Here is a 19314-nt window from a genome sequence, read left to right as displayed (position 1 = left end):
AGTAGGCAGGTGAGCAAGGCCAAACAGACGGCGCGGGCGATCCGGGTGGCGGTGATCGGAGCCGGGATGTCGGGCGTGCTGGCCGCGATCCGACTGCGGCAGCAGGGCCTCGACTTCGTGGTGTTCGAGAAGGCCAACCGCGTGGGCGGCACCTGGCGCGAGAACACATACCCGGGGCTGGCCTGCGACGTGCCGGCCCACTGGTACACCTACTCCTTCGCCCGCAATCCCGAGTGGGGCAGCCTGCTGGCCGCCGGCCCCGAGATCTTCGACTACTTCCAGCGCATGTCGCGCCAGTTCGACGTGGAGCAGAAAATCCGCTTCGGCGACGAGGTCATGAAACTGGAATATCTCGACGGCCGCTGGACCGTGACGACCGCGTCCGGGCATCAGGACCGCTTCGACGTGGTGATCGCCGCGACAGGCGTGCTGCACCACCCCAACATCCCGAAGTTCGACGGGCTGGAGACCTTCAAGGGCGCGGTCTTCCATTCCGCGCGCTGGGACCACGACGTGCCGGTCGACGGCAAGCGCATCGGCGTCGTCGGAACCGGCTCGACGGCGGCGCAGATCACCGCCGCGCTCGTGCCGCGGGCGTCGAAGTTCACCCTGTTCCAGCGCACGGCGCAGTGGGTGATGCCGCGGCCGAACATCGTCTACTCCGAGGACGAGAAGGCGACATTCCGCGCCGACCCGGCGGCGCTCGAGAGGCTGGTGCAGCAGTACCGGACCCGCACGATCGAGGGCTACGCCACCGCGGTGCTCGACTACGACTCCCCGGAGCTCGCCGAGATCCAGCGGCTGTGCTCGGAGAACCTGGCTACGGTGCGCGACCCCGAGCTGCGCGCCAGGCTCACGCCCGGTTACCGGGCCGCCTGCAAGCGACTGGTGATCTCCAGCGAGTTCTACCCGGCGATCCAGCAGCCGAACGCCGAACTGGTGACCGCGGGCATCCAGCGGATCGAGTCTGAGGGCGTGCGCACCGACGACGGCGTGCTGCACGAGCTGGACCTGCTGGTGCTGGCCACCGGCTTCCACACCGACCGCTTCGTGCGCCCCGCCAAGGTCTACGGCCGTGGCGGCATCGACCTCGACAAGGTGTGGGCCGACGCGCCGGTGGCCTATCTGGCGGTGACGGTGCCGGAGTTCCCGAACTTCTTCATGCTGGGCGGGCCGAACAGCCCGGTCGGCAACTTCTCGCTGATCGAGGTCTGCGAACACCAGCTCGCCTACATCCTGCGGCTGATCGACGGCCTCAGCGCCGGCGACTACGGCGAGGTGAGCGCGACCCAGGCGGCGCTGGACCGCTTCGAGACTGAGCGGCAGGAGGCCGCCAAGCGGACCGTCTGGGTCACCGGCTGCAACAGCTGGTACCTCGACAAGCAGGGTGTGCCGGCCTCGTGGACCTTCACCTACGGCCGCTTCGTCGACGAGATGGCCACGCCGAAGATGCACGACTTCGAGACCCGATAAGGCCGCCTGAGGAGAACGCCATGATCACCCGAGACCGGATCGCCGCCGCGCTGCACCAGCTGAACGCCGCCGAGAACAGCCGCCCGACCTCGACCGTCGAGGAGACCAGCGACCGCATCGACAAGGTGATGTCGCCGGACGTGCATGGCTGGCGCAACGGGACGTTCGTGGCCGATCGCGCCACCGAGCGGGCCGCCGAGCGGATCGGCTTCGGCGCGCTAACCGACTATCACCGCGACTTCGAGCACATGATCATCGAGCCGCCGATGGCCTGCATCACCTGGACCATCAAGGGCAGCTACAGCGGCAAGGAGGTGCGTGTACCGGGGTCGTCGGTGTTCGAGTTCGGCGAGGACGGGCTCGTGCGCCGCTACTGGATGTACGTGAACCCAGCCGACTTCTGGTATCGCGCCGAGTATCTGGCGACCCTGCAGAAGTAGGGCCGCCGGAGCCACTCAGGCCACCACCGCATCCGGGTTCTGCACCGGCTCGACCAGGCCGAAGGGCTGTTTCTCGGTCTCCCAGGCCTCGCGGCGCGCGCTGGCGCGGGCGGCGATCTTCTCCCAGGCGGCCGGACTCTTCTGCTTGAAGACGATGTTCCAGGAATTGGCGTGGCGGTACTCGATGAACTCGACGCCCTCCTCGCCGGTGAAGAAGGTGTATGCCGAGCCGGCCGGCACGAACATGCCGTCGCCCTTGCTCAGCGTCTCGGTCCCGACCGTCATCTCGCCCGCGATGACGAGGTAGCAGCAGTCCACGTCGTGGCTGTGCAGCGGGAGCGGGAAGTCGCTCTTGTGCCAAGCGTAGGCGAGGCTGAAGCCCGGTACGTTGATCAGGATCTTGGCGAAGCTGCCGGCCCCGATCCCGCCCTTGCCGGCCACCTTCAGGCCCGCGGCGATCTCGGGGGTCACACCCTCGTAGCGCAGCACGTCGGTCTGCTCGAGCGTAGGCGCCGTGGCGGCTCGGAAGATCTGAAACTTGGTGGTCTGTTCGGTCATGGCGCGTGGCTCCTGTCGGCCAGTGGTCTCGAGGTTAGCTTGAGGCGACGGCGGCGAGGTCGTCCTTGATGCGGCGGCTGGCCAGCCAGAAGGCGAGGCCGGCCACGAGGTCGACGACGGCGACCAGCACAATCGCCAGGCGCAGCCCCTCGCCCTCGCCCATGGTGGTCGCAAAAGCGTCGCTCATGGCGCCGATGGTGAGCGGGCCGAAGCCCATGCCGAGCGCACTGCCGACGAAGAGCACCAGGGCCACGGCCGTGGCCCGCGCCTGTTCGCCGGCGAGGTTCTGGATCGCCAGCAGGGCCGGCCCGTTCCAGACGTTGTTGAGGAACGCGGGCGCCATGTAGAGCGCCAGCGACAGCGCGCCGACCGGCACGGTGAACATCGCCACGTACGAGCACGCGCCCAGCGTCGCACCGATGGCTGGGATCAGCGCGTAGGCGCGGACGTCACGCGCGCCCCAGCGGTCGCCGAGCCGCCCGCCGAACCAGCTGCCGATGGCGCCCGAGGTGGCCCCGATCAGTCCCATGCCCAGCCCGACAACCGCCAGCGGGCCGACGCCGATGGCCGCGCCGATCCGGGCGATGTCCTGGCCATGGACCCGAAGGTAGAACGAGGCGGCGAAGGCGTTGGCCCCGTAGCTCATGAACGAGAGCAGCGCCATGCCCAGCATGAAGAGCAGGAACGACCGGCGCCGGGCGAGATCGCGCAGGACCGAGCCCAAGGGCGCCTGCGGCGGTCGCAGGGGGGCCGCCGCGCCCTGGCGCGGGTCCTTCAGGGTGAAGAGCACCAGGAGGCCGATGAGGAGGCCCGGCGCGCCGGCGATCACCAGCGTCCAGCGCCAACCCACCGCCTCGGCCAGGAGGCCGCCGGCGGCCAGGCCGATGGCGGCGCCCACGGGCTTCCCCAACCCGAACTTGCCCAGTGCGCCCGAGCGCTTCTCGGGCGGATAGTGGTCGACGATCAGCGACTGTGACGGCGGCTGGCAGCCGGCCTCGCCGACCCCCACGCCGACCCGCAACAGGAGTAGCTGGACGAAGTTTCCGGCCACTCCGCAGGCGGCCGTGAACGCGCTCCAGGCCAGGATCGCGACGCCGATGATCTTCACACGGTCCGAGCGGTCGGCCAGCCGCGCGATCGGCAGGGCGGCGACGCTGTGGAGCAAGGCGAAGGAGAGGCCGGTCAGCGCCCCGAGTTGCCAGTCGGCGAGCTGCAGGTCGCGCTTGATGGGCTCAGCCAGGACGTTGAGGATCTGGCGGTCCAGCAGGTTCAGCGCGAAGGCAGACGTCAGCAGGACCATCATGTAGGTCCCATAGGCGCCGGACACGCGTTTCGCGCTCCCCGCCTGTTGCACCGTGCCTGCCGTCATGGCCGTACCTTACGCGCGCAACGCCCGTGGGACTGGACGAATGAGGAGCGGCCGCGAGACCGCTCCTCCAGGATCGCCTGCGGGGAGGTCGTTGCAGACCTTAGAAGTTCACCTCCACCTTCACGCCCAGCGTGCGGCTGCTTTCGATGGACGGGATGTTGGCGTAGCCGATCGTCGACAGCGGCGTGGAACCCGCCGTTCCGCTGTCGAGCGGCGTCTTGAAGATGCCTGTGACGAAGTACTTGTCGAGCAGGTTGCGCGCGAAGGCGCTGACCCGCCATTGGCCGTCTTCCGGGCCGAAGCTGATGTTCGCGCCCAGGAGGCCGTACGACGGCAGGATGCTGTTGGGATCGGCCGCCGCTGTATAGGCCTTGTCGCGCCAGTTGTAGTTTACCGCGACGCCGAAGACGTGGTCGCCCATCACCGCCCGCTCATAGTTGAGCCCCAGGTTGAAGCTGTTCTTCGGCGCGTAGATCAGCGGGTAGCCGCCGGCGTTGAACTGCAGCAGGCCGGGCGCCTTTTCGCTGATGTAGGTGCATTGGCCGGGGACGGTGGCCGGGTTCGTGAACCGGTCGTTGCACTGGATGGCGAAGTCGACGAACTCCGTCGGGATGTAGGCGTAGCCGCCCCGCAGCGTGAGTTCCCGCGTCACCTTGAACGTGGCGTCCAACTCGAACCCCTTGGTCTTCAGACCGCCGGCGTTGGTGGTGGTCAGACTGCGAATCGCGGGGTTGAGCGGGTCGACGACCGTGGTCTGGCCCTGGAAGCCGGTGTAGCGCGACCGGAAGGCGGCCGCGGTGGCGATCAGGCGGCGATCGAGGAACGCGCCTTTCAGGCCGATCTCATAGTTCTCGACCGTCTCCTCATCCACCGGCAACAAGGGCTGGCCGCGGGCGTAGGAGATCAGCGGACCCTTGTAGCCTGTCGAGTAGGTGGCATAGACGTTGACGTCCGCCGCCACCTCGTACTGAACCGTGATCTTGCCGGAGAGGTCGGTGGCGTCGTTCTTCGAGATGACCGCTGGGCTGGGATAGCTCGCCACCGGCTTGCAGGCCGCCCCCGCCGTGGCGAACGACACCTGGCAGGTGTTGGCGCGATCCAGAGCCCGGCTTTGCAGCGACACCTTGTCGTCGGTGTAGCGCAGGCCGCCGGTGATCGAGAGGCGGTCGTCGAGCAGCCGCACCGTCACCTGACCGAAGGCGGCGAGGCTCTTCGTGTCCGAGTCGAGCGCCGCCAGGCAGCAGCGCACGGGGCCGAACGTGGTGGTGAGCGTGATCGGCGAGCCATCGGGCAGATTGTGGTATGTGCCGCCTTGAACGGCCCGCGTCGCGTTCTCGGAGCGGTAGTAGAAACCGCCGATGGTGTAGTCGATGTTGTCGTTGAACGTCCCTTCCAGGCGGATTTCCTGGGTGAACTGCGACTGGATGAACCGGCTGATGTTCGTCGAGACGATCGGGCGTTGCGAGGAGTCGACGTCGACGTCTTCGTTCACGTCGACCTCATAATAGCCGGTGATGGCCTTGAGCTGAGCGCCGCCGCCCAGATCGTAGGTCACCCGGGCGGAGATGCTGTCGTTCGTCTGTTTGACGCCGAGCGCGCCGTCCCACGAGCCCGACAGGTTCTTCGGCCCGGCGACAACACCGAACTTCGCCGCCTCGTCGCAGGGAAGATAGCGTCCCTGCGTGCCGTTCAGCCCGCTTCCGCAGCTACGAAGGGTCCAGACGCCGTTACCGCTGTCGCTGTTCTCGATGTGGGCGCCGATGACGTAGAGTTCGAGCTTCTCGCTCGGCTTCCAGAGCAGCTTCGCGCGCACGCCGCGGTTGCTGTAGCCAGAGACGTCCTCGCCGGTGAACCGGTTATGCACGAAGCCGTCGCGGCGCTGCACGAAGCCCGAGATCTTGAACGCCGCGTTCTCGCCGATCGGCACATTGAGATTGGCGTTCAGCCGCACCTCGTTGTCGGTGGCGTAGGAGGCGGTGACGTCGCCCGCGTACTCACCCAACCTCGGCTTCTTGGTGATGATCTGCAGCACGCCGGCCGACGAGTTCTTCCCAAACAGCGTGCCCTGCGGTCCGCGCAGGACTTCCACCCGCTCAATGTCGGTCAGCGCCTGGTATGAGGGCCCGGCGAAGGCGATTTCCGGAAGGCCCTGGACAATGTCGTCGACTACGACCGAGACGCTCTGCTCGCTCGAAATCAGCACCGACTGGGTGCCGACGCCGCGGACCTGGAAGCCGCCGCCGAAGTTGGTGTTGTAGGTCAGGCCGGTCGCGAGCTGGGTCAGCTCGGTGACGCTTGCGATGTTGGCGTTCTTCAGCGTGTCGGCGCTGACGACGGCCATGGAAAGGGGCACATCCAGCAGGCTCTGCTCGCGCCGCTGGGCGGTGACGACCAATTCGTCGATGGTTGCTCCGTCGGCATCGGCGGCCATGGCGGGGGCCGCCAGGCCCAGGAGGCTGGTGGTGGCCAGCAACACCAACAGGTTCGACCGAGCGCTCATAATCTTCCCCCTACGTCGGCCCTTGATGAGGCCTTCCTGGACGCCGCAAATTCGCGGCGGGGGTTTGCCCCCCTTCGATTGGGGGCGATCCTTTCCGAACCCGTCAGGTGCGACAACGGAACCGGATCACATATCTAATTTCGCGAATCCGGGGCCCGCGAGGCCCTCCGGTGGCCTCGAGCGCGAGCACAGCCTTGGCGCGCGATGGCCGGGGCGGAAAGCGACACGTCGTCGCTTCGGCCGCTATGGACTTCCGCTATGTCAGTTCGCGTCTTCCATATAGTCTCTGGTCTTCGCCTCCGGGCGATACGCATTGGGACACGCCATGAGCGTCTCGGACTATTCGGGCTTCGGTGATGACGACATCGTCGTCAGTCGCGAGCCCTCGATGCCGTCCCTCGTCAAGTCGGCGGCCCGCGTGCTGCAGATCTTCGACTTCTTCGACGAGGTGCAGCGGCCGGCGAAGGTCCACGAGATCGCCGAGCGCCTGACCTTCCCGCAATCGTCCACCTCGGTCCTGCTGAAGTCGCTGATCGAGCTCGGCTTCATGGATTACGACCCGGACGGCCGGACTTTCCTGCCCTCGCCGCGCATTGCGCTGCTCGGCGGCTGGGTGGGCGGCGGGCCGATGCGCGACGGCAGCATCATCCGGATGATGGACGAGCTGGCCGGCCGGACCGGGGAGGCCATCGTGCTGGCCACGCGAAACGGCCTCTATGCGCAGGACGTCCGCGTGATCCAGGGCCGCGGGCCCGACGCGCTCTCGGTGCCGCAGGGTCTGCGCCGCCTGGCGGTGTGGTCGGGCGCCGGGCTGGCGCTGCTGAAGGATGAGCCGAACGAGCTGGTGCAGGCGCTCTGCCGCCGCGCCAACGCCGAAGCGACCAACGGCGCGGTGATTGACTACCAGCGGGTGAAGTCCGGCCTCGATCAGCTCCGGCGCTCGGGCTACTTCTTCTCGCGCGGGCTCGTGACGCCGGGCGTGGGCTCGATCGCCATGCCGCTCCCAGCCGGCCTCGACCAGCCCAGCCGCAGCTTCGCCATCGCCATCGCCGGACGCTTGCGGGACATGGAGCCGCGAGAGAAGCAGCTGGTCACGACGCTCCGCCAGACCGTCGCGGAGTACCTGATTCCGCACGCCTGAGGCGCGTGCGAAATCACAGGAGTGATGGCGGCGGGTAGCCACCGACGCGCCGCATTGAGCAGGATGCCCCCGCCGTCAACGACGGCCAAAAGGATGACCTTGGGGGAAACATGACGAAGAAGCGCGCCGCGGGCGAACTCGCCGCCGCGGCCCTGGCGGGCCTCGGCGTGACGGAGGTGTTCGCCCTCCACGGCAGCCATCTCGATCCCCTGTACCTGGCGTGCGAGGAGTTCGGCATCCGGCTGACGGACACCCGTCACGAAGCGGCCGCCGGGCACGCGGCCGACGCCTATGCGCGGGCCTCGAACGGTAAGCTGGGCGTTTGCGCGGTGACCGCAGGCCCCGGCTTCACCAACTGCCTGACGGCGATGGCCAACGCCTACCTGGATCGGATCCCGACGCTATTCATCGCCGGCGCCGCGCCGATGCGCGAGGCCGAAGGCAACACCCTGCAGGGCGGCTTCGACGCCGTGGCCATGGCGCGGCCGATCACCAAGTGGGCGCATCGGGTCGGCGAGCCGGACCGCATCGTCGAGTTCGTGCGCCGCGCGGGCGAGATCGCGCTCGCCGGGCCGCCCGGTCCGGTATTCCTGGAGATCCCGATCGACGTGATGTTCTGGCCGACGGAACAGGCCGTACCGAATATCTCCACCTGGAAGCGCCCCACCCCGCCCGGCCCGACGCCGGAGGCGGTGGACGCCGTCCTCGCGATGTTCCGCAAGGCCGAGCGGCCGGTGATCATCGCCGGCGGCGGCGCGGTGCTGAGCAACGCCGGCGAGCGCCTGCGCCAGCTGGCCGAGCTGGTCGGCGCGCCGGTCATCGCCAGCCAGAAGGCCCTGGGCGCGCTGGCCGACGACCATCCTTACTATGCCGGCGCCGCGGCCGGCCTGGCCGCCGCCGCGGGCGCGGGCCAGCCCGCCGACGCGGTCCTGCTGGTCGGCGCGCGGATGGGCATGTTCCTGGGCGGCGCCATGGGCGCGATCATCCCGGCCGAGGCCTACGTCGCCCAGGTGGAGTGCAATCCCGAGGAAATCGGCCGCGTGCGCATGGCCGACCTGCCGATCGTGGCCGACGCCGCCGCCACGCTCGACGCCCTGATCGCCAAGGCGTCCGGCGAGAGCTGGGCCAAGCGCGAGGACTGGGCGGCCCTGCTGCGCAGCTTCCGCGGCAACGCCCGCAAGGCCTTCGCCGACGCGCCGAAGAACACCAAGCTCGGAGCCATCCATCCCGGCCACGCGGTCGCCGCGGTGATGGACGCCATGCCCGCAGGCACCGCGGTAATCGCGGACGGCGGCGAGTCCGGCAACTGGGTGGGCGACCTCGTACGCTCGGCCGGGGCCGGCCAGTTCCTGCGCTGCGGCTACCTGGGCAGCCTGGGCATCTCGTCGGGCTTCGCCATCGGCGCCACCCGCGCCGACCCCAGCCGCCGGGTCGTCTGCTTCGCCGGGGACGGCGGCGTCGGGTTCAACATCCAGGAATTCGACACGATGGTGCGGCACGACCTGCCGATCGTGACGGTGATCCTGAACAACGCCGAGTGGGGCATGTCGCGCAACGCGCAGAACCTGCTCTACGGCAAGAACCGCGAAGCCATCGTGGCCCTGCGCGATACCGCCTACCATCAGGTCGCCGCCGGCTTCGGCGTCGAGTCGGTGCGGATCGACCGTTACGAGGACCTGGCGCCGGCGATCGTCGAGGCCTTCGCCTCCGGCAAGCCGCGGTGCCTGAACGTCATCACCGACGCCGAGGTGATGCACCCGCGCACCCGCATGATGGTGGGCGACACCAGCGGCGCGGACGGCGTGCCGATCCCCTACTACGCCAACATCCCGCAGCGCTGAGAGGAGGCGCGACCATGGAAAAAGCTTTCGATCTCGTGGTCCGCGGCGGCACGGTCGTCGACGGAACCGGCGCGCGCGCCTTCGAGGCGGACGTAGGCGTCAAGGACGGCCGGATCGCCGCGGTCGGCAAGCTCGCCGCCCCGGGCGCCGAGGAGATCGACGCCAAGGGCCAGTTGGTCACCCCGGGCTTCGTCGACATCCACACCCACTACGACGGCCAGGCCACCTGGGACACCCGTATGCAGCCCACGTCGTGGCATGGCGTGACGACGGCGGTGATGGGTAACTGCGGCGTCGGCTTCGCCCCCTGCAAACCCGGCGACCGCGAGCGGCTGATGCGCCTGATGGAGGGTGTCGAGGACATCCCGTTCCCGGTGCTGACCGAGGGTCTCCCCTGGAACTGGGAGACCTACGGCGAGTACCTCGACAGCTTGACCGGCCGCCGCTTCGACATGGACCTGGGCAGCCTCCTGCCGCACGCGCCCGTGCGCGTCTGGGTGATGGGCGAACGCGGGGCGCGGCGCGAGCCGGCCACCGAAACCGACATCGCCGCCATGGCCGACATTGCCAGGCAGGCGGTCGAGGCCGGCGCCCTGGGCTTCTCAACCTCCAAGACGCTCAACCACCGCACCAAGGCCGGCGAGCACACGCCGACGCTGGACGCCTCGGAGAACGAACTCATCGGCATCGCCATGGGGCTGAAGGCGGCCGGCGGTGGGCTGATGGAATACATCGGCGACTACATGGACCCGGCGGGCGAGTTCGCCATGCTGCGCCGGCTGGTGGAGCAGACGGGCCGCCCGGTCTCGTTCGGCCTCGCCCAGATCACCGAGCGGCCGCAGAACTACCGCGTGATGCTGGACAAGCTCACCGAGGCGCTGGACGAGGGCCTGCCGATGTCGGCCCAGGTCGCGCCGCGGGCCATCGGCATCCTGTTCGGCCTTGAGCTGACGCTGAACCCGTTCCTGCAGTACCCGGCCTGGGCCGAGGTCCAGAACCTGCCGCTCAGCGACCGGGTGGCGCGCCTGCGCGACCCGGCGTTCCGCGCGAAGCTGTTGGCCGAGCACGGCGGTGAAAAGGTCCGCGTCATCGACCTCCAGGACTGGGGCAAGATGTACCTGATGGGCGACGAGCCCGACTACGAGCAGGATCCCAGCCAGACCGTCGCCGCCATCGCCACGCGCCAGGGCCGCAGTCCCGCCGAGGTGGCGCTGGACCACATGCTGAGCCAGGACGGCCACGGCGTGCTCTACCTGGCCTTTGCGAACTACCTGTCGGGCAATCTCGACGTGGTGCATGAGATGCTGAGCCACCCGGCCGTGGCGCCCGGCCTGGGCGACGGCGGCGCGCACGTGGGCACCATCTGCGACGGCAGCTTCCCGACCACCATGCTGATCCACTGGACCCGCGACCGGGCGCGCGGACCGAAGCTTCCGCTGGAGGAGATGGTCCGCAAGCAGACCAGCTTCACGGCCGGGATCATGGGCCTGAACGACCGCGGCGTGATCGCGCCAGGCCACCGGGCCGACCTGAACGTCATCGACTACGACGGCCTGAAGCTGCGCAGCCCGCAGGTGGCCTACGACCTGCCAATGGGCGGGCGGCGCCTGGTGCAGCGGGCCGAGGGCTACACGGCGACAATCCTGGCCGGCGAAGTGACCTATCGCGACGGCCAGCCGACGGGCGCCCTGCCCGGCCGGCTGGTGCGCGGCGCCCAGGCGGCCCCCACGGCGATCGCGGCTGAGTAAACGACGCTGCAAAGGCGCGGAGGAGGAAGCGATGAGTGATCCCTGGGCCAGCGCGAAGGCCCCGTTGGATGCGTGCGAAAAGCTGTTCTCGATCTGCGAGACCGGCGACCTGGACGACTTGCGCGGCGTCCTCGCCCATGGCGCGGTCGTCTGGCACAACACCGACGAGATGCTGGTCGACGTCGAGGGGACGGTCAGGACCCTCAAGGCGATTCGAGGCGCGGCCAGCGAGTTCCGCTACGTCGATGTCAACCGCGAACCCCCGCCGACCAGCTTCGTGCAGCAGCACACCCTGATCGTGAAGACGCCGAACCGCAGCATCCGCGACGTCTGTTGCTGCATCGGCTGGGTGAAGGACGGACGCGTCACGCGGATTGACGCCTATCACGACAGCGCCGCCACGGGCGTGATGCCGCACCGGCAGAAATGAGTCGGGCATGGTGGTGTTCGAAGAGCGGACGTTGCGGGGCAACGGCGTCGAGCTGACCCTCCTGGAGGCGGGCGACGGTTCCACCCCTTCCACGAGGAACTCGGCCATATGCGCTCAGCTCGTCAATCTGGTTCACGAGCTCTCGATCCGGGGCCCGTGAGGGGCCGACTGGCTGGGCCGCGTTCCCGCGGTCGTTATCCATGTTTCGATCCGCGCCCCGTGAGGGGGCGACGATCGACAACGGCACGATCGACCAAGTGTCGGTGTTTCGATCCGCACCCCCGTGAGGGGGCGACGGCCGGGCCGGCTTCGCGGGCTCGACCGTGCGCCGGTTTCGATCCGCACCCCCGTGAGGGGGCGACGGTCGTCTTCGAGTTCTTCTTCGGCACCATGCAGTTTCGATCCGCACCCCCGTGAGGGGGCGACGCCCGGCGTTGCGCCCGCCATGGCGTCGTAGTGGTTGTTTCGATCCGCACCCCCGTGAGGGGGCGACCATGGGCAAGGGCGAGGCCGCCACCAAGAACCAGTTTCGATCCGCACCCCCGTGAGGGGGCGACGTCGAGAACATAGACCGCCCCGTCATTCCCGAAGAGTTTCGATCCGCACCCCCGTGAGGGGGCGACGACGCGCTGATTGTGCAATTGCTGTCCGGGCGGGTTTCGATCCGCACCCCCGTGAGGGGGCGACAGGGCCAGTTCCATGACCTTGCCGACCTGACGCCAGTTTCGATCCGCACCCCCGTGAGGGGGCGACCGGCAGGCGTCGATGGTGTGGTTCTTCTTGTCCTGTTTCGATCCGCACCCCCGTGAGGGGGCGACGGTGTCGCCGGTCGCCGGCCACAAGTGCAGCTACCTGTTTCGATCCGCACCCCCGTGAGGGGGCGACCCGTCCCGCCGTCGCCTGCCTACCGCGAGGCGGTGTTTCGATCCGCACCCCCGTGAGGGGGTGACGGCGATTGGCGGCTGTTCCGCGTCTGCATTCCCAAGTTTCGATCCGCACCCCCGTGAGGGGGCGACCGCTCTCGCCCTCGCGCACGCCCGTGATCATCAGTTTCGATCCGCACCCCCGTGAGGGGGCGACGCGCAGCTTGGTGTTCTTCGGGCGGGGCATGGTGTTTCGATCCGCACCCCCGTGAGGGGGCGACCTTCGCCAGATCGTCGACCTCGGCGTCGTCGAGGTTTCGATCCGCACCCCCGTGAGGGGGCGACTCTTCCGTTCCCACCCCTTGGCGCCCTTGCATTGGTTTCGATCCGCACCCCCGTGAGGGGGCGACCGCGGTCGCCCGTCGCAGCAAAGGGGGAGCGGAAGTTTCGATCCGCACCCCCGTGAGGGGGCGACCTGCTGGACGGCGACCATCGGCTCGACGGTCTGGTGTTTCGATCCGCACCCCCGTGAGGGGGCGACATCCCGGCAACGGGCAGTACCCCGGCGGCGACGTGTTTCGATCCGCACCCCCGTGAGGGGGCGACAGGCCGTGACGGTGGAGTTCCCCCAGGCCGTGACGCGTTTCGATCCGCACCCCCGTGAGGGGGCGACGCGTGCGCCTCCTGTCGCTAGATAGCGGCATGGTGGGTTTCGATCCGCACCCCCGTGAGGGGGCGACGGCCGGGGAGGGCGTTGACGCGGGCCTTTGCCATGGTTTCGATCCGCACCCCCGTGAGGGGGCGACGGGGAGGCCAAGGAAGCCCTGACCGGCTTTCAAGTTTCGATCCGCACCCCCGTGAGGGGGCGACCTTGCGGACCTGGAGCGGCGCGCGCTCGTCCACGTAGTTTCGATCCGCACCCCCGTGAGGGGGCGACTCCCGAGCGTCACGACCTGGTTCAAGTGGCTCCGTGTTTCGATCCGCACCCCCGTGAGGGGGCGACCTCGCGTTGCTTCTCCGCGACCGTGGGGCGCATGTTTCGATCCGCACCCCCGTGAGGGGGCGACCCTTCGGATCGGGCCTGTCGAGGTCGGCGAACTTGTTTCGATCCGCACCCCCGTGAGGGGGCGACAAGAGCGGGAGCGGGGTCACGCGGCCTCCACATTGTTTCGATCCGCACCCCCGTGAGGGGGCGACTGCCGCCCAGCTCGTGGTAGGCGCCGTCGTTCTCGTTTCGATCCGCACCCCCGTGAGGGGGCGACGGAACGCCACATAGTGGCGCTGCAGGATCCGGTAGTTTCGATCCGCACCCCCGTGAGGGGGCGACGGCCGCCGTGCTCGAGACCAATGGCCGCAACGAGTTTCGATCCGCACCCCCGTGAGGGGGCGACGGTCGAGCTCTTCCAGGGCTTGCCGTTCTTGCTGTTTCGATCTGCACCCCCGTGAGGGGGCGACCCGAGCTTCATGGGGACTCCTGGGGAAGGTTGTCGGTTTCGATCCGCACCCCCGTGAGGGGGCGACGCCGCGGGTGGCGTAGCCGTCGTCATGGGGGACGTTTCGATCCGCACCCCCGTGAGGGGGCGACATAGCGGTCAAGGAAGGGCGTAAGGTCGTTTTCCTGTTTCGATCCGCACCCCCGTGAGGGGGCGACCCCCAGCGCCGGCCGCGCTCTGCAAGTCCGACAAGTTTCGATCCGCACCCCCGTGAGGGGGCGACGCGTTGCGATTCCCAGGTTTGCCGTTCCTCGGTGTTTCGATCCGCACCCCCGTGAGGGGGCGACGTTCGCCTGTTCCAACCAGGTCGCGACGAGGCTGTTTCGATCCGCACCCCCGTGAGGGGGCGACGCTGGGCCTCGACGCCGCGCTGTCCACCCTCGAGGTTTCGATCCGCACCCCCGTGAGGGGGCGACGGCCGTTCTGAAGCGGACCGGCCACCTTGCTCACGTTTCGATCCGCACCCCCGTGAGGGGGCGACCGGCTTTCCTTGCCGATGGACCCGTTCGGGCGGGTTTCGATCCGCACCCCCGTGAGGGGGCGACCATGGTCGGCCAACGCAGCGCCCACCTCGTCGCGTTTCGATCCGCACCCCCGTGAGGGGGCGACGCCGGGCGGATGCGGAGCAATTAACGGAGAAGGTGTTTCGATCCGCACCCCCGTGAGGGGGCGACCGGCCAAGTGGCGGCTCCCCCCGGAGGCCCTGCAAGTTTCGATCCGCACCCCCGTGAGGGGGCGACCGGCGCGCCCATTGCTGCGCTTCCTCGAAATCCAGTTTCGATCCGCACCCCCGTGAGGGGGCGACCTCGACGCTCTGAACGCGCCGCTGCGGCCGGACGAGTTTCGATCCGCACCCCCGTGAGGGGGCGACTCGCTGGCGACGAGTTCGTGTTCGAGATGACCATGTTTCGATCCGCACCCCCGTGAGGGGGCGACGTCGGCGGCCATGGGCGCGTCTCCTCGGTTTCGGGGTTTCGATCCGCACCCCCGTGAGGGGGCGACTCTGCACGTCCTCGACGGCGTTGCGGTTGAGGGTGTTTCGATCCGCACCCCCGTGAGGGGGCGACCGCCGCGCATGTAGAATTTAATTCCGTGCGACGTGTTTCGATCCGCACCCCCGTGAGGGGGCGACGGGAACGAATTTCCGCAATGGCCGACCCGGCTTATGTTTCGATCCGCACCCCCGTGAGGGGGCGACGTTGCGGTCGCCGCGCCCGCCGGTCAGCGACTTGTTTCGATCCGCACCCCCGTGAGGGGGCGACGCGAGCTGCTCACGGATGGCATCGACCCGAACCCGTTTCGATCCGCACCCCCGTGAGGGGGCGACAGGCGCCGTCCGCATCGGGCTGGAAGCCGCAGCTGTTTCGATCCGCACCCCCGTGAGGGGGCGACCGCGGTCGATATGGATGGCTTCGCGCGCCTCGGCCGCGACACGATGGGTAAGGGCCCTCAACTCGGGATCGAACGCCACGAGCGTGCGCCTGCGCTTCTCGCCGTAGAACAGCGCGCCTTCGGGCACAGGAGCATCGAACGCTTCCTCCAGGCAGATGGCCTGGGCGCAGAGTTGCACCTCGTCGGCGCGGTGGCTCTTGGGCTTGCCGCGCTTGTACTCGACCGGGAACGGCGCAGACGAGCGGCCGTGCAACTCCACGACATCGGCCTTGCCCGACACGCCCAGGGCGAGCGAGCGAAGCTGAACGCCGCGCGCGATGCGCACCCCGGGCCGGCTCTCAGCGCCTCCGGCGTCGACCTGGGCGTGCAGCAGCCGCCCTTCCGCCGTGGCGCGATCCTCCGCCCATAGGCCCTCGACGTGGATCAGCGCCGCCTGCCGCGGACAGAACAGCCAGTGCTGCAGGGCCGAGAGCGGGATCAGCCGGTCCTCGACTTCGGCCGACGTCAGAGGCGGGGCGGCGGCCAAACGGCCCCCTACTCGGCCGCCAGGCGCGAGGCGCCGAAGACCTCGTCATCCTCGAAGACTTCGATCCCCTCAGGCAAGGCGCTGCGGTCGACGGTGATCACATAGTCGTCGAAACTGCGCGCCGGGCGGGCGTTGTCGAGCCTCGGGTCGCCGATCGGGATCGGTCCATCGGCGCCGGCGCGGGCGTGCCCCACGCGCGCGAACAGCTTGTCGGCGTGGGCGTTGCCCAATTCGCCGGCGTGACGAAACACCACCAGCTTGCGGGTCGCCATCGCGCCGCGGGCGGCGGAGCGGTCATGCTCGAACATGTCCCGCAAGGCCTGGAAGAGAAGGTCCAGGTCTTCGTCCGAGAAGCCCGTGCCCTTGACGGGGTGGGACGCCAGCGGCGCGGAGACGTAGCCGTGGGCGCGATAGAGGCCGTAGGGGATCACATGCTTGCGCCCCATGGTGCGCGCATCGCCGCGCTTGCCCTCCGGCCCCTCGTCGCCCTCCTGCCGCGTCTTCTTCTCCGCCTCATTGGTGGCGGCCATTCGGGTGATGGAGATCTCGAGCGGCAGCACCGGCTCCACCGAGCGGGCGAAGTTCATCTGCACCGGGCCGCGCACCTGGCCGGCGTTGATGCCGGTGGACAGCACTGCGCCGAAGGTGCGGATGTCGAAGAAGTTGTCGCACATGAAGCGGCGCAGCCTGGCGGCCTCTTCGTCCGAGTTGGGCGACAGCTTCTTGGTCTTCGCATCCTTGACGGCGGGATCGTCGGGCCGCACTGCGACATAGGCTTCCCGATGCTTGTCGTTGAGGATCGCGCCTTCGGTGACGTAGATGCGGAACTGCGGCCCATCGCCCTTGGCCAGCTCCACATAGTTGCGGATCTTGCGCTTCAGGCAGACGTCGGAAACCAGGCCGTGGCCGGTCTCGGGGTCCAGGCGCGGCATGTTGCCGGCGTCGGGATCGCCGTTCGGGTTGCCGTCGGCGACGTCGAAATAGAGGACGAATTCGTGGCGGCGAGCCAGCGGAGCGGGGCGGGTCATCGGCGATCCTTCCTTCAGCCTTCGGCGGTCGCCGGTTCGGCGTCCGGGTCTTCGGTCACTTCGGCGGGACTGGCGGCGGGCCGCGAGGCGGCGCGCTCGTGGTAGTAGCCCACGGCGAAGCGGCCCTGATCCTCCAACCTGAGCGTGGTGGGCAGGTCCGGCGGCAGGCGGCCGACGATCTCGTCGAGCTTCTTTTCGATCCACAGGCCGCCGCCGCGTTTCCTGGCGTCGGAGATGTGCGCGCGGGCGTTCCGAAGCAGTGCGGCGAACACCCGGGCGGGCGTCGAGGAGGCCGCGGCATAGTAGCGGTCGGCGACCGTGGCGTTCACGCGTCCGAGGGCGGCGTACTGAGCCGCCTCGCAGACGGCGAACAGACGGCCGAGCTGATAGGCAGGGCTGGGGTTCTCCCGATCGAGCGCCACGGGCAGGTCCTCTTCCTTGGGGTTGCGATTGATGCAGGCCTTGATCGCCGCCGCATGCCAGCCGCTAGACGCGTCGTCGCCGGCGCGCAGGCGGATGATCGCGGCGGTCAGCCAGCCGCGGGGATAGGGGCCGCCGCCCAGCACCGCCCGCGCCAGTTCGCCGGCCAGAAGCGGCGGCACGTTCTCGAACTTCTCCTGCAGGGCGGTGGTCTTGACGAGCAGGCGCCAGATCTCCGGCGGTCCCTTCTTGCCTGTCCAGCCGCGGGGCGCCGGGTCGATCGCGATGTCGTCCATGTGGCGCAGGATCGCGCGTGCGAAGGCGTCGAAGCTATCCGACAGCCAGAAGCGGACCGACAGCCTCGCGGCATTGGGCGAAAGCCCCAGCACATGGAAGCGCACGCCGGGCCGAAGATCGGGCCACGCCGCTTGCGGCCGGCCTTCAGCGAGGGCGGCCAGCACGTCGCGGAGCTTGGCCGTCTCGCCGATGTCGCCATCGTCCTGCGGCGGCGCGAAGACGTCGGCGAACACCGCCTCGGCCGCGCCGGCCGCCGCTTCCGCCGCATCGGCCCAGAAGATCACCGTCGCATCGCCGACGCCCCGCCGGAGCCGGCTGCGCTCGCCGGACGCCAGCATGGCGTTCAACGCCGCGCCATATCGCTCCGCCGCGGCCTCGGAGGTCGGCGCATTGGCGCCTTGTTCGCGGCCATAGCTCTTGAAGGCGTCGAGATTGAACGAGACGAGCGAGGCGCCGGAACTCTGCGCCCCGTTCACACCCTTGATGGTAGGATGAAGCCGGTGCGGCGGCGCGCGCACGCCAGTGATCAGGCAGATTTCGGCATCCTCGGTCGGCTCGGCCGCCTCCCGCCGGAGCAGGGCCTTGGCCGCTGGACGCTCATGGATATAGCCATGCTCGCCGGCGAACCGGAAGACGACGTTGCCGTCGAGCATCTCCGGCTGGAAGGGCGCGGCGTCGAACTGCTCCGGCCTCCAGCGCTCCAGGAAGCGGCGCAGCGCCAGCAGGCCCTCGTCGTCGCTGTCGCCGATCAAGTCGAAGGTCGCGCTTTTGAAGGCGGCGTGCTCCTCGGCCGTCCGCTTGCCCTCGCCGGCAGTGCGTCCCAGTACATAGGCCGTTTTGTCCCAAAACGTGTTCGGCGCGATGGCGACGGTGCGCTTCACCGGGGCCGGAACCGACAGCAGCGCCGGGCGCGGCTTCTTGCTGGCCGGATCGGTCAGTTGGAGCACCGCCAAGGGCTCGCCTTCAGGGGAAAGTTCGATCGCCCAGCCGATCGGCGCCTTCGCCCAGCCGGGTGGCTCGGCCTCGCCCCGCGCGGCCATCCGGTCATAGTACCGGTCGAGCGCCTGGAGGATCATCGGGCCAGCCCCTCCTCTTCCAGGCTGCGGCGGACGTCGAGCACGCCGTCGGTCAGCCGCGCCCGGAAGAAGTTGGAACGCTCCGCCGTCCCGTCGGGGCGGAAGTCGATGTCGTGCAGCATCCAGCCGAGGTCGCGGTCGCGCTGGTCGGTCGGCAAGGCGCCGGGCGGCAGGGGCTCGCCCTGGCCCAGCAGCGCGAAGTCGGCCGGGAACTCCCGCGCGCCCAGGCACGGGCGATGGAAGCACTGCCCCTTCTCGGCCCGGCGCTGGAACATGGCGACGTGCTTGGCGGGTTTGTCGTCCGTGCCGGCGCGGTCGGTCAGCTCGAAATGCGCCTCGATCACATAGGCGACGTCGGTCAGCAGCAGTGTGGCGCGTTGCTGACGGTTGTCTTCGACCACGAGGCCGAGCCCGTTGACGTCGCCCCGCTTCATCGCCGACCTGGCGAGCTGGCCGGAGGCGACCGCCCCCACCTCGTTGCGCCGGAACGACTGGAACCGGATCGGCTTCAGCACATGGATGCGGTCCACCGCCCATCGGATCGCGGGCTTCCAGTAGACGGCTTCAAGCACGCCCCGCGCGGCCGAAGGGGTCATCACATCGTAGGAGACCCTTTCGACCTTCATCTCCGGGCGCGTGAAGCACGCCCGCTCGCCCCAGACGTGGAGGCGCACGCCATAGGTCATCGAAATCCCCCCAACCCCTGCGCGAGGAAATCA

12 protein-coding genes, 1 pseudogene and 1 CRISPR repeat array are annotated in these 19314 nt (G+C 69.0%); of the genes and pseudogenes, 6 read left to right on the top strand and 7 right to left on the bottom strand.

Features of this window, described 5'->3' with window-relative positions; all coding sequences use genetic code 11:
• Positions 1-9: 9 nt before the first annotated feature.
• Complete coding sequence (locus KF737_RS02655; RefSeq protein ID WP_296450088.1) at positions 10-1473, top strand: NAD(P)/FAD-dependent oxidoreductase; 1464 nt, start codon at positions 10-12, stop codon at positions 1471-1473.
• 20 nt (positions 1474-1493) lie between these two features.
• Entirely contained in the window at positions 1494-1913 is a 420-nt protein-coding gene (locus tag KF737_RS02650; RefSeq protein WP_296450086.1) for a nuclear transport factor 2 family protein, read from the top strand.
• 15 nt (positions 1914-1928) lie between these two features.
• On the opposite strand, the gene KF737_RS02645 is transcribed toward KF737_RS02650, so the two are convergent.
• The 3 genes from KF737_RS02645 to KF737_RS02635 form a co-directional block, all read right to left on the bottom strand.
• Positions 1929-2471 carry a hypothetical protein gene (locus tag KF737_RS02645; protein ID WP_296450084.1) on the bottom strand — a complete coding sequence of 181 codons (543 nt, stop codon included), beginning with the start codon at positions 2469-2471 and terminating at the stop codon, positions 1929-1931.
• A gap of 34 nt (positions 2472-2505) precedes the next feature.
• A complete protein-coding gene (locus KF737_RS02640) occupies positions 2506-3798 on the bottom strand; it encodes an MFS transporter (RefSeq protein WP_296450082.1) in 1293 nt (430 codons plus the stop codon).
• 142 nt (positions 3799-3940) lie between these two features.
• Positions 3941-6340: a TonB-dependent receptor gene (locus tag KF737_RS02635; protein ID WP_296450080.1), complete on the bottom strand. Its 2400-nt coding sequence runs from the start codon at positions 6338-6340 to the stop codon at positions 3941-3943.
• Between the two features lie 325 nt (positions 6341-6665).
• On the opposite strand from KF737_RS02635, the gene KF737_RS02630 reads away from it, so the two are divergent.
• The 4 genes from KF737_RS02630 (at position 6666) to KF737_RS02615 (ending at position 11500) form a co-directional block, all read left to right on the top strand.
• A complete protein-coding gene (locus tag KF737_RS02630; protein ID WP_296450077.1) occupies positions 6666-7481 on the top strand; it encodes a helix-turn-helix domain-containing protein in 816 nt (271 codons plus the stop codon).
• A 110-nt stretch (positions 7482-7591) separates the two neighbouring features.
• A complete protein-coding gene (locus KF737_RS02625; RefSeq protein ID WP_296450075.1) occupies positions 7592-9322 on the top strand; it encodes a thiamine pyrophosphate-binding protein in 1731 nt (576 codons plus the stop codon).
• A 14-nt stretch (positions 9323-9336) separates the two neighbouring features.
• Positions 9337-11070, top strand: coding sequence for an amidohydrolase family protein (locus KF737_RS02620; protein ID WP_296450074.1), 1734 nt, complete (start codon positions 9337-9339; stop codon positions 11068-11070).
• A gap of 31 nt (positions 11071-11101) precedes the next feature.
• The gene (locus KF737_RS02615) at positions 11102-11500 is read left to right on the top strand and encodes a hypothetical protein (RefSeq protein ID WP_296450071.1); all 399 of its coding nucleotides are present in this window, start codon (positions 11102-11104) and stop codon (positions 11498-11500) included.
• A gap of 139 nt (positions 11501-11639) precedes the next feature.
• A CRISPR array of direct repeats spans positions 11640-15248; the repeat unit is 31 nt; unit sequence GTTTCGATCCGCACCCCCGTGAGGGGGCGAC.
• Between the two features lie 67 nt (positions 15249-15315).
• Here KF737_RS02615 and cas4 read toward each other — a convergent pair.
• The 4 genes and pseudogenes from cas4 to cas5c all read right to left on the bottom strand — a co-directional run.
• Positions 15316-15774: pseudogene (gene cas4 / locus KF737_RS22430) on the bottom strand (CRISPR-associated protein Cas4); the annotation flags it as partial.
• Between the two features lie 8 nt (positions 15775-15782).
• Positions 15783-16802: a type I-C CRISPR-associated protein Cas7/Csd2 gene (gene cas7c, locus KF737_RS02605; RefSeq protein WP_296450068.1), complete on the bottom strand. Its 1020-nt coding sequence runs from the start codon at positions 16800-16802 to the stop codon at positions 15783-15785.
• 14 nt (positions 16803-16816) lie between these two features.
• Positions 16817-18595 (bottom strand): type I-C CRISPR-associated protein Cas8c/Csd1, encoded by a 1779-nt coding sequence (cas8c, locus tag KF737_RS02600; protein ID WP_296450067.1) that lies wholly within the window; start codon positions 18593-18595, stop codon positions 16817-16819.
• Entirely contained in the window at positions 18592-19281 is a 690-nt protein-coding gene (gene cas5c, locus KF737_RS02595; RefSeq protein ID WP_296450065.1) for a type I-C CRISPR-associated protein Cas5c, read from the bottom strand. Before cas5c ends, cas8c begins: the two co-directional genes overlap by 4 nt.
• Positions 19282-19314: the final 33 nt, after the last annotated feature.

Origin of the sequence: Phenylobacterium sp., from assembly GCF_019636135.1 — a bacterium.
GTDB lineage: Bacteria > Pseudomonadota > Alphaproteobacteria > Caulobacterales > Caulobacteraceae > Phenylobacterium.
This window is presented reverse-complemented; position numbering and strand designations above follow the sequence as displayed.